6 protein-coding genes and 2 pseudogenes are annotated in these 4,096 nt (G+C 65.5%); 1 reads left to right on the top strand and 7 read right to left on the bottom strand.

Annotation, left to right across the window (positions count from 1 at the left end):
• Nucleotides 1-65: 65 nt before the first annotated feature.
• From MOV75_RS29400 to MOV75_RS29385, 5 genes and pseudogenes are all read right to left on the bottom strand, one after another.
• Nucleotides 66-278, bottom strand: a pseudogene (locus MOV75_RS29400) (efflux transporter periplasmic adaptor subunit); the annotation flags it as partial.
• A 240-nt stretch (nt 279-518) separates the two neighbouring features.
• On the bottom strand, nt 519-650 hold the full coding sequence (locus MOV75_RS42500; RefSeq protein WP_258719564.1) for a hypothetical protein: 132 nt from the start codon (nt 648-650) through the stop codon (nt 519-521).
• A 109-nt stretch (nt 651-759) separates the two neighbouring features.
• Nucleotides 760-1,887, bottom strand: coding sequence for a lactonase family protein (locus MOV75_RS29395; protein ID WP_246930997.1), 1,128 nt, complete (start codon nt 1,885-1,887; stop codon nt 760-762).
• Nucleotides 1,888-2,013: 126 nt separating this feature from the next.
• Nucleotides 2,014-2,181 carry a hypothetical protein gene (locus tag MOV75_RS29390; protein ID WP_246930996.1) on the bottom strand — a complete coding sequence of 56 codons (168 nt, stop codon included), beginning with the start codon at nt 2,179-2,181 and terminating at the stop codon, nt 2,014-2,016.
• 43 nt (nt 2,182-2,224) lie between these two features.
• Nucleotides 2,225-2,425 (bottom strand): hypothetical protein, encoded by a 201-nt coding sequence (locus tag MOV75_RS29385; RefSeq protein WP_247007073.1) that lies wholly within the window; start codon nt 2,423-2,425, stop codon nt 2,225-2,227.
• A gap of 118 nt (nt 2,426-2,543) precedes the next feature.
• Here MOV75_RS29385 and MOV75_RS42495 point away from each other — a divergent pair, with 118 nt between their 5' ends.
• Nucleotides 2,544-2,666: a hypothetical protein gene (locus tag MOV75_RS42495; RefSeq protein ID WP_256468902.1), complete on the top strand. Its 123-nt coding sequence runs from the start codon at nt 2,544-2,546 to the stop codon at nt 2,664-2,666.
• Between the two features lie 77 nt (nt 2,667-2,743).
• Here the strand turns inward: MOV75_RS42495 and MOV75_RS29380 are convergent, their stop codons facing one another.
• Together MOV75_RS29380 and MOV75_RS29375 are read right to left on the bottom strand one after the other, a co-directional pair.
• Nucleotides 2,744-3,679, bottom strand: a complete 936-nt coding sequence (locus tag MOV75_RS29380; RefSeq protein WP_246930994.1) for an MBL fold metallo-hydrolase — start codon at nt 3,677-3,679, stop codon at nt 2,744-2,746.
• Between the two features lie 72 nt (nt 3,680-3,751).
• A pseudogene (locus MOV75_RS29375) lies at nt 3,752-4,096 on the bottom strand (hypothetical protein); the annotation flags it as partial.

Genomic DNA, 4,096 nt, shown 5'->3' with positions numbered 1-4,096 from the left:
ATCGATGAACTCACCGCGAATTGCCACGATTACGGCATTTCCACTTGGGATTCCGTTCGACCATTGGGCCGCACCGACGTTTCCTCCCGCGCGATGATCGTGCCGGTGGCCTCGACGATGTCGGAGAAGCAGGATTTTGCGACCTTCAGCACCGTGACGGCCGGCCCTTTGGGCGCATCGTCATCGGCAGCTCTGGCCGGATATTGACCGAGGACCAGCACGCCGGCGACGGCTGCGGGACACAGGCTTCGAACAACGGCACGGGGCAAATGACGCATCGGAAATTCCACGGGGTTCAAGCCCTTCGATCGATAGCAGATGGCAACGGGCCGGACTACGGCCGCGTTGCCCATGTCAGGATGCCACGCCGGCGCCCGCCGCCGCGGCAAGTCATTGATTAGTCGCGGGATTGGAGATCAGGTTCGCCGCCCCGGCGCGGGGCGGCGTGATTGCGGCCGTCCATGGGGTGTGGATCACGTCAAGAACGTCACGCCGGATGCCGCGGCAATGGCTGGCCGTCAGTTCGGGCGCTCGCCCAGCAGCTTGCCGGTGGAGCGATCGATCAGGTGCAGGCGCGTACAGGCCTGGCACGGCACGGAAACATGCGTGCGACCGCTCGGCTCGTCGTCAAGCCGATGCTGCACATTCATGCCGGTCCGAGGGCACCTGAAAACGATCTGACGGTCCATGCCCCGTGATATGACTCCAAGCCGGGCCTCGCGAAATTACGGATGATTACGTAGCTCCCCCGCGGGTGCCTCACGGCAGGTTCAGGAACTCCACCCAATTCGGCTTCTTGCCGGTGGGGTAGGATTTCAGCTTGGCCAGCGCCCCGCTGCTCTGGTCGATCGCATAGACCGTCATGCTGTCGGAGAGTTCGCCGACCGCGGCGAGATAGCGGCCGGAGGGATCAACGTTGAAGCCGCGCGGCTGCTTCTCGGTCGGCACGCTGCCGATCGTGGTCAGCCTGCCGCTGGTCGCGTCCACCTTGTAGGCGGTGAGCGTGTTGGTGGTGCGCTCGGAGGCATAGAGGAAGCGGCCGTCCGGGGTAATGTGGATGTCGGCGGCCCAGGGTTTGCCGGAAAACCCTTCAGGCAGCGCGGTGGTGCGCTGGATCTCGTCCCAGGCGCCGCTCTTGGCCTCATAGGTGAAGGCTGCGACGTCGCCATTCAGCTCGTGGAGGAGATAGACGAACTTGCCGCCCGGGTGAAACACGAAGTGCCGCGGCCCCGATTTCTCCGGCACCTTGTGGGCCGGCGGATCGCTCGGCGTCAGCGTGCCGGCCGTGGCATCGAACGCGAAGCTCAGCACCTGGTCGGAGCCGAGATTGGTCGCGAACGCGAAGCGGTTGTCGGGCGAGGGCAGGAAGGCATGGGCATTCAGCCCGGTCGGGATCACCTGCTTCGGCTCGCCGGCGACGCCGTTTGCAAGCAGCGGATTCAGCGCGACCTTGTTGCCGCCATAGGAGGCGCTGAACAGGAACTTGCCGCCGTGGTCGACGGCGATATTGGCCATGCTGTCGGCGAGCGGTCCGTTGCCGATATGGCTGAGCTGGCCCGTCTTGGGATCGATCGCAAAACTCACGGCGAGGTACGGCTGCGAGCGGATTCCGGCAATCAGCACGCGGTGATCGGGCGTGATCGCGAGCGGCGTCGAGGAGCCGGGCTTGTCGACGCCCTTGAAGGCGGCCGTCTGCACGGGCGTCATCTCGCCGCCGGCGGTCATCTTGAACACGCTGATGTCGTTGCTGTCGGCGTTGCCGACATAGGCGAAGGTCTCGGCCATGCCGGCGTGGACTCCAGAAATGAGAGTGAGGGCTGCGAACAGGGTGGTGGCAATCGCAGCGCGTGGCGCTTTGGATGCGATGCGTCGGGTCGGTCTCAACATGGGCTCCTCCTGAAGGCCGGGTCGCGGCATCGTCGTTTTGCCGGCGAGGATAGCGGGCGGCGCGCCACCGCACCAAATTCCAATTGGGATCGATCGATACCGAAATTGTATCGGTCGCCGCCAGGGCTACCGCACGGAAGCCGTCCGGGAGGGCAGATGCGGGCTGGACGGAGGGGCGGGCGGTCCGAGCACGGTCCAGACGGTGACCGCAACCAGGGCGGACGTCAGGATGGTCCAGGCGATGAGCCGCTTCCGCATCAGGCCGAATCCATAGGTCATGAACGTCCCGGGCATCCGAGATCGTGCACTGCAAACCGCGGCAATCCTATGAACTCGTTCACAGGCGAAAACCGGCGGCGCAATCCGAACCAATGCCGCGCCGGCGCATTGAACCGCCATGCCCCGCGAAAACGATCTCGAAGGTAAGCCCGACATGGGCGGCAAGCATGGCGGCCAGAAAGGCCAGCCCAAGCCGCCGCCGCGCCCCCATGAGGGCGAGCGCGACACCGACGTCGTGGCAAAGCGCCACACCGGTCAAACCGATCCCGCGTCGCCGCCGACCAAACAAAAATAGCCTGCACCCGCACTGGGAACGGCGGCCTCGGCTTGTCGTTACCCTGATCCCGCGGGCGGATGAATCGAACGGAGGCTGGCACGTGTTTTGGATCTATTGGAACACCGCCTGGTCGCTCATTATCAGCGGCATCATGTTCGCCACCATCGTCAGCCATCCCGACTCCGAGATCGCCGAAGTGCGTGCCGCAAAACGTTTGATGTGAGCACGTCGCTCCTGCGTCATGTTAATGCTGCGAAAGCGCGATGACGATCGTCATCGCGCTTCCGACCCGAGGCGCGGTCAGTAGTCCCAGAACGCCGGCACCCAGCGAAAGTGGTCGCCGTCGACCGCCACTCGGCCGACCGAGGGGAACGGCATGTGCGTGGCGACGAGGAGCTCTTCGCTCGCCGCCAGCTCCCGCAACAGACGTACCCGAACGCGGGCGGCCTCTTCGGGATCATGCTCGAAGCCGTTGTGCCAGTCGGGGTGGTCGAATCCGACAGTGAACACGGCATCGCCGGCGAATGTCAGCCGATCGCCGCCCGATGCGAGCCGGACCACGCTGTGCCCGGGGGTGTGACCGCCGGTGCGCGTGACCACCACGCCCGGCGCCACCTCGTGCTCGTTCTCGAAAGTGCGCAGCTGGTTGTGGTACTCCTTCGCGAACCGCTTGGCGGTCGCCCGAAGCGCATCCGGGAATCCCGGCGGCATCGAGACCTGGGAGAAATCGGGCGCCTCCCAGAACTTGACCTCGGCGGCGGCGACGTGGATCCGCAGGTCCGGACGCAGCTGGTCCCTCACCTCGTCGACGAGCAGCCCGCCGATGTGGTCCATGTGCATGTGCGTCAGCACCACGTCGGTCACCGACCCGAGTTCGATGCCGGCGGCTTCCAATCGCTTGCTCAATTGCCCGGCCCGCGGCAAGTGCAGATCCGGATCGGATCCCAGCCCGGCGTCGACGAGGATGGTCTGGCCGCCGCTGCGCACCACGACCACGTTCAGCGCCCAGTCGAACGCATCCGGCGGCAGGAACATGTCCTTCAGCCAGGCCGCGCGGACGGCCGGGTCGGCGTTGTGGGCCAGCATCGCGCCCGGCAGCGTCAGCACGCCATCGCTGATCACCATCACGTCGATCTCGCCGATCTTCAGCGCATAGCGCGACGGGACCAGCTCTTCGGGGCGTGATGTCGCGGGATATGAAGTGTTATGCAGGTTCATGTTGATCTCCTGTTTCATGAGAAGGCTCCCGGCTGGTTGATTGAGCAGACCGCGCCGCCGGGGACGCGCGGCCGTCATGGCTCGAGACGTCTAGAGAGCGGTGACGCGCTCCGGATCGGCGGACGCGAGCGCGGCGGCGCGCTCCGCCTTTGGCGGATAGATCCAGACCGTGTTGATCTCCTGCTTGGTCTTCTTGGCGATGTCGCCGACCATCTCGACCTTGCGCTCCCAGCCGCGCGTGAACAGCGCGCCGGCGCCGCCGAGATCGAGGCAAGTCACGTACGCCTTCTGATGATAGGGCCGGGTCACAAGGCCGAGCAGCTCGGCCGCGGCATTGTTGCCGGCGAAGGCGCCCATCCGTGTCGCGTGCTGGCACGACATCAGCGCGTAATTGCCGAATCTCTTCCGGCAAAGGCCGCCAGCCCTTCCCGAACG

This window comes from Bradyrhizobium sp. PRIMUS42 (assembly GCF_023006515.1).
Lineage (GTDB): Bacteria > Pseudomonadota > Alphaproteobacteria > Rhizobiales > Xanthobacteraceae > Bradyrhizobium.
Note: the sequence above shows the minus strand (reverse complement) of the source record. Positions and strands in the feature narration are given on the sequence as shown.